Raw genomic sequence first — 6,317 nt, 5'->3', positions numbered from 1 at the left:
GCCCGGGGGTCCCCGGCGACTGCGGCGGCGGACCGGACGCGGGAGGCTGCCCGGGCTGGGTGGGCGGGGGCCAGCCGAACGGGTCGCCGAAGGATTCGCCGAAGTCGTACGGCGAATCCCCGGGGTGAGAGGTGGGATGCATCGAAGGGTTCCTCGCGGTGGCGGCATGGGTGGGTGGGCCCGCAGGTGACCTTGGCGGGCGTGTCCGGGCGGCGGGGTGGGCGTCAGCGTAGCCAGCCTGGAGGTCATTGACTAGACATGTGTCCAGTCAGCAGACATGGTTTCGCCCACCTGCGAGGATCGGTGTACGGAGCGTCGACGCCCCCGTCCCGGCGCCCCTGAGTTGAGCCGTAGGCCGGATGTTCCCACGGGGGCGGTCGGTCGCCTGACGTTCCGCGTACGTTCAACCCGCAGCCCCTGACCGTGGCGCGTCACGCCCTTTACGTTTCCGATGGGTTTGTGAGAAGGGGCCATGGATACACAGCGTGCGGTACGGGCTCGTGGGATCACCAAGTGCTTCGCCGACGTCGTCGCCCTCGACGACGTCGACCTGGATCTGACGCCGGGGCAGATCCACGGCCTGGTCGGGCCGAACGGCGCCGGCAAGACGACCCTGCTGGGTCTGCTGCTCGGTCTGGCCGTCGCGGACGGCGGCAGCCTCGAGGTCCTCGGCAGGCCGGTCGGACGCGCCCTCGCCGCGCCCGCCGGCGTCGCCGGTTTCGTGGACGGGCCGGGCCTTTACCCGTCGTTGACCGCACGTCAGAACCTGGCCGCGCTCGCCTCGCTGCGCGGCCAGGACCGGCGCACCCAGCGCGTCGACGAGGTGCTGGACGAGGTCGGCCTGATCGAGGTGGCCGACGACCGGGCCCGGGGCTTCTCCCTGGGCATGCGTCAGCGGCTGGGTCTGGCGGCGGCGTTGCTCACCAACCCCCGTCTGCTGGTGCTGGACGAACCCTCCAACGGCCTCGACCCCGCGGGCAAGAAGCACGTGCACGGCGTGCTGAAGCGGCTCGCGGCCGAAGGCGCGACCGTCGTGCTCTCCAGCCACCGCATGGACGACCTCGAGGCGCTCTGTTCCGAGGTCACCATCCTGGCGACCGGACGGGTCCGCTTCTCCGGCCCCATCGGCAAGCTGGCGGCCGACAGCCGCGAACTCGACTACCGCCTGATCAGCTCCGACCCCGAGGCCGCGTGCCGGCTGGCCGCTGACGCCGGCGGGGTCCGGGTCGTCGACGGCCGGGCGGAGTGGCGCGGCGCCGAGGCGCTGGTCGTCCGCGCCCAGGGGCCCGCGCTGGAACAGCTCGTGGCACGGCTGATCGGCGAGGGCCTCGCGATACGGGAGGTCGCGCCCGTCGTCTCACCGCTCGAGGCCGCCTTCCTGGAGCTCACCGAGGAGCCGGACGAGCAGGCGGAGCAGCAGGCACCGGAGGGGGAGCGATGACCACGACCGTCGTCGAGCACGAGGTCACCGGCGGCGACGCCGCGGACGAGGACGACGCGCTGCGCGTCCCGGTGACCCGCGCCTACCGGTTCGAGCTGGACAAGCTCGTCTCGCAGTGGCGGATCCGCCTGCTGATGCTGGTCTGCTGGACCGTGCCGGGCCTGTTCGTCGCCTCGGTGAACCAGCAGAGCACCCTGCCCAGCGACACCCTGTTCGGCCGCTGGATGCACGCCACCGGCTGGGCCGGACCGCTGGTGGTCCTCGGCTTCGCCGGCTCCTGGGCGCTGCCGCTGCTGGTGTCCGTCGTCGCCGGGGACGTGTTCGCCGCCGAGGACCGGCTCGGCACCTGGCGCCACCTGCTGGTGGCCGTCCGCTCGCCGCGGCGGATCTTCTGGGCCAAGACGCTGGCCGCCCTCACCGTCCTCGTCCTGCTCGTCGCCGGGCTGGTCGCCTCCAGCGTGGCCGGAGGCGTCGCGACGGCCGGTAACCGGCCACTGGTCGGCCTCGACGGCCACCAGCTGGCGCCCGCCGACGCCGCCGGGGCCGTGCTGCTGGCCTGGGCCTGCGCGCTCGTGCCCACCCTCGCGCTCGCCGCGATCGGCCTGCTCGGCTCCGTCGTCCTCGGACGCTCGCCGATGGGGCTGCTGATCCCCGCGCTGCTGGCGGTCGCGATGCAGCTCGCGCAGATGCTGCCGCTGCCGGTCGCGCTGCGCCTGGCCCTGCCCGGCTACGCCTTCGTCTCCTGGAACGGCCTGTTCGCCGATCCGGCCCAGCTCGGCGAGCTCCTGGTCGCCCTCGCGGTCAGCCTCGCCTGGATCGTCGTCGCCACCGCGGTGGCCTACCGGCTGTTCATACGACGGGACTTCACCAACGCCACCGACGACGGAACCGGGCGCCGCGCGGGAGTCCGCGCCGTCCTGCCGCTGGTCGCCCTGCTCGCCCTCACCTTCGGCGGCATCGCCGCGGCCACCCCGTCCACCGGCTCCGGGATCACCCAGGCGAAGGTGCAGCAGTCCATGGCGACCGTCTTCGGCCATCTCTACCGCCTGCAGACCGCCCAGCTGAACCGGCCCGGCGTCACCGAGGCCGAGCTGCGCACCACCGCCGCCTGCGACCGCAGCGACGGCCAGGTCGACCCGGTGGGCGCCGGCAACGACTGGCGCTGCGTCATCACCTGGCACCTGCCCGGCACGACGGCCCCCGGCACCGCGATCTACCAGCTGAACATCGCCTCGAACGGACGCATCGAGGCCGACGGCGACGGACCGAAAGAAGTGAACGGCTACTTCCTGGTGCACACCCCGGCCGGGGATGCGCCGAACCCGCTGTGGCAGTTCGACGGCGATGTCGAGCTGCTTCCCACCTCCCCGAAGGGATGACTCCATGCAGGTAACGCGCCGCCGGCGTGTCCAGGAGCAGCACTTCGTCCTTCTAGGCCGGCGCCTCGGCCGTCGGGCGACGCTGGTGACGGCGTGCGTCACCGCCGTGGCGGTCGCCACGGGCACAGCTGTCGCGTCGACCCGACAGTTCGGTGACGAGCAGGTCGGCCAGATCACCTCCAAAGGCGAGGTCATCTCCAGCGACCAGTACCTCAACCCCTACGGCAGCCGCCTCGTCATCAACGACGGAAAGCTCATGGCGTCGACCGTCAGCCCGGACGGCGGCCATCTGGCCGCCACGGTCGCCGACGGCGACGCGGCCCTGGTCGTGGTGAACCTCAAGACCGGCCAGGTCCAGCAGCGCGTCGGCAGCGCCTCCGTCGACGACCTGCACATCGCCAGCAGCGCGGTGGGCCAGGAGGGCCCGAGGTACTCGCCCGACGGCACGCAGCTGTGGCTGGGTCAGGTCGACGGCTACACCAAGTTCACGGTCAACGCCGACGGGTCGCTCGCCAACCCGGTCAGCATCGCCATACCGGCCGAGGGCGCCGAGCACGCGCTTGCCGCCGCGGCGGTGTTCTCGGCGGACGGCAAGACCGTCTACGGCGCGGTCAACGGCCAGAACCGGGTCGTCGCCATCAACGCCGCGACCGGCGCGATCGAGCAGAGCTGGGCGGTGGGCAACGCCCCGCGCGGCATGGTCCAGGTGGGTGACAAGCTCTACGTCAGCAACGAGGGCGGCCGCCCGGCCAGGCCCGGCGAGTCCACGCTGAACTCCTACGGCACCCAGGTCCCGGCCAGCCCGGTGACCGGCGCCACCACCACCGGCTCGGTCAGCGTGATCAACCTGGCCGACCCGAGCGCCGCCGTCGGCAGCATCAAGGTCGGCCTGCACCCGACCGCGGTCTACGCCAAGAAGGGCGCGGTGTTCGTCACCGACACCGCCAGCAACACGGTGTCGGTCATCGACGCCCGGCGCGGCAAGGTCGTGCAGACCATCTCCACGCAGCCCTGGCCCGAGGCCACGGTCGGCTACGAGCCCGACGCCGTCACCCTCACCGACGACGGCCACCTGCTGGTCACCCTCGGCCGGGCCAACGCGGTCGCGGTCTACCGTTACACCGGCGCGCAGGAGCCGGTCAGCTACGTCGGCCTGCTGCCCACCGACTACTTCCCGGCCGAGATCACCACCGTCGGCAGGAGCGTCGTGGTCTCCAACACCCGCGGCATCGACGCTCTGCGCCCCGATGCCACCGGCGCGCACAACACCCACGACACCACGTCGAGCCTGACGCAGTTCACCCTGCCGAGCGACCGAGTCATCGCGAGCCAGACCGCCAAGGTCTTCCAGCAGAACGGCTGGACGCGCGGCGCGCTGACGCTGGCCAACCAGCACAAGGCCAAGGCCGTCCCGGTGCCGGCACGGCTCGGCGACCCGTCGACGATCAAGCACGTCTTCCTGATCGTCAAGGAGAACCGGACCTACGACCAGCTCTTCGGCGACATCCCGCAGGGCAACGGCGATCCGGCGCTGGCCCAGTTCGGCGAGAACGTGACGCCGAACCAGCACGCCCTGGCCGAGCAGTTCGGGCTCTACGACAACACCTACGACATCGGCACCAACTCCGCCGAGGGCCACAACTGGCTGATGCAGGCGGACGACCCGGAGTACACCGAGTCCTCCGCCGGCGAGTACCTGCGCAGCTACGACACCGAGGACGACGCGCTGGGCCACCAGGCGTCCGGCTTCCTGTGGAGCGGCGCCCAGGCGGTCGGCGACGGCGTCCGCGACTTCGGCGAGTTCCACCAGTTCCTGACCAAGCCCGCCGACGCGAGCTGGCAGAACCTGTACTGCGACGCCAAGAACATGGACCAGACCGGTCAGGGCAGCGCGTACACCCTGGCCTCGTCCTCGCCGATCCCGTCGCTCAACAGCGTGTCGGTGCCCGCGTTCCCGAAGTTCGACACCAGCATCCCGGACCAGTACCGGTACGAGATCTGGAAGCAGGACTTCGAGAAGAACGGCCCGGCCAACCTGAACATGCTCTGGCTCTCCAGCGACCACACCGGCGGCCCGGCCGGCCCGGCCGCGCAGGTCGCCGACAACGACCTGGCCACCGGCAAGATCGTGGACGAGATCAGCCACAGCAAGTACTGGAAGGACTCGGCGATCTTCGTCGTCGAGGACGACTCGCAGGCCGGCCTCGACCACGTCGACGGCCACCGCGCGCCGATCCAGATCATCAGCCCCTGGGCGCAGCACGGCACCGTCGACGACCACTACTACTCGCAGATCACGATGGTCCGCACCATCGAGCAGATCCTCGGGATCCACCCGATGAACCAGAAGGACACCGCGGCCACCCCGATGGCCACCGCCTTCACCAGCACCCCGAACTACGCCCCGTTCACCGCGGTGCCGAACCGCACCTCGCTGACCGACGGTCTGCCCACGCCGCCGCCCTGCGGCAACGACAACCCGGCCCCGCAGGACCCGAAGGCGTCCCTGGTGCCGTCCACCACCGCCGTGCCCCAGGCGGAGACGTCGATCGCGGCGCAGTGGGCCACGTGGAAGTCGCAGCAGCGGCTGACCGGACCGAACGCGGTGCCGGACTACGCCAACCCGGCGCAGATGAACCACCTGGTCTGGTACCAGACGCACAACTGGAAGACGCCGTACCCCGGTGAGACCCGGATCTACGCCCCGAACGACGTCCCCGGCGCGTACATCCCCTCCTCGGACACCGACGGCTGATCCCGCCCGTGACATGGAGCGGTCCGCGTCCGGAGAACCGGACGCGGACCGCTCATGCGTCTGCCGTCACTCGCACCAGCGCGGCGCCTGGCCGATGTTCTCGATGTACCGGGCCGAGGACCAGGCCCAGCAGCCGTTGGCCAGCTTGTACCAGCGCGGGTTGCCGTCCACCGTCTCGCCGTTGACCTTGCACTTGATCCAGACGATCTGGCCGTAGGCCAGCGAGCCGACCACCTTGGCGTTCCGGTTCGGAGCGTTGCGGATCAGCAGGCCCGTCTTGGCGATGACCTGGCCCTTGTACAGGTGGTGGTGGTGCCACGACGACGGGGCGGCGGCCGAGGCGGTCCCCGCGGCGGCGACCGTGGCGAGCGCGCCGGCGGCCGTGACGGTGGCGATCTTGCGAAGAGTCGACTGCAGAAGCATCTGCGAATCTCCTGATGAGGTGGGCCCGATGACGGGCCGGGGGAGTGGGGGCTGCCGAGTGAACCGGCGTCATGCACCCCTCGGGTCGGTCCCCTGGAAGCCATGACCCTGTCGTCGTGTTCCGGTGGGGACCGGTTACCGGCAACGCTAGTTCGACTACCGTCCGTCCGCAAAAGATGACTCTCGGCGACTGCTTCGCCGGTCGCCGCGAGCGCCCCGCCGAGGCCTGCGTGCGGTGCCCAACGGGCCTTCACAGCAGGCTTGTTGAGGGATTCCACGAGCCCGCTTCGGTGCGATCCTGGCCGGGGGAGAGGCGGGG

The 6,317-nt window shown here is 71.1% G+C and carries 4 protein-coding genes; 3 read left to right on the top strand and 1 reads right to left on the bottom strand.

What is annotated here, in order from left to right; translation table 11 throughout:
• Nucleotides 1-472: 472 nt before the first annotated feature.
• From TR48_RS12265 to TR48_RS12255, 3 genes are read left to right on the top strand one after another with little or no spacing between them, the layout of a single operon-like run.
• A complete protein-coding gene (locus tag TR48_RS12265; protein ID WP_042366103.1) occupies nt 473-1,441 on the top strand; it encodes an ABC transporter ATP-binding protein in 969 nt (322 codons plus the stop codon).
• On the top strand, nt 1,438-2,820 hold the full coding sequence (locus TR48_RS12260; protein ID WP_236652113.1) for an ABC-2 transporter permease family protein: 1,383 nt from the start codon (nt 1,438-1,440) through the stop codon (nt 2,818-2,820). Before TR48_RS12265 ends, TR48_RS12260 begins: the two co-directional genes overlap by 4 nt.
• Before the next feature lie 4 nt (nt 2,821-2,824).
• The gene (locus TR48_RS12255) at nt 2,825-5,575 is read left to right on the top strand and encodes a bifunctional YncE/alkaline phosphatase family protein (protein WP_042366102.1); all 2,751 of its coding nucleotides are present in this window, start codon (nt 2,825-2,827) and stop codon (nt 5,573-5,575) included.
• Between the two features lie 66 nt (nt 5,576-5,641).
• On the opposite strand, the gene TR48_RS12250 is transcribed toward TR48_RS12255, so the two are convergent.
• Complete coding sequence (locus TR48_RS12250; RefSeq protein ID WP_042366101.1) at nt 5,642-5,998, bottom strand: SH3 domain-containing protein; 357 nt, start codon at nt 5,996-5,998, stop codon at nt 5,642-5,644.
• Nucleotides 5,999-6,317: the final 319 nt, after the last annotated feature.

The organism is Streptacidiphilus neutrinimicus (genome assembly GCF_000787815.1).
Classification (GTDB): Bacteria; Actinomycetota; Actinomycetes; order Streptomycetales; family Streptomycetaceae; genus Streptacidiphilus; species Streptacidiphilus neutrinimicus.
The sequence above is the reverse complement of the archived record's forward strand: the minus strand, read 5'-3'. Positions and strand labels throughout refer to the sequence as shown.

What these genes read in the sequence shown, in the direction of transcription:
- TR48_RS12265 (WP_042366103.1), top strand. Translation starts at nt 473, where the DNA reads ATGGATACACAGCGTGCGGTACGGGCTCGTGGGATCACCAAGTGCTTC.
- TR48_RS12260 (WP_236652113.1), top strand. Translation starts at nt 1,438, where the DNA reads ATGACCACGACCGTCGTCGAGCACGAGGTCACCGGCGGCGACGCCGCG.
- TR48_RS12255 (WP_042366102.1), top strand. Translation starts at nt 2,825, where the DNA reads ATGCAGGTAACGCGCCGCCGGCGTGTCCAGGAGCAGCACTTCGTCCTT.
- TR48_RS12250 (WP_042366101.1), bottom strand. Translation starts at nt 5,998, where the DNA reads ATGCTTCTGCAGTCGACTCTTCGCAAGATCGCCACCGTCACGGCCGCC.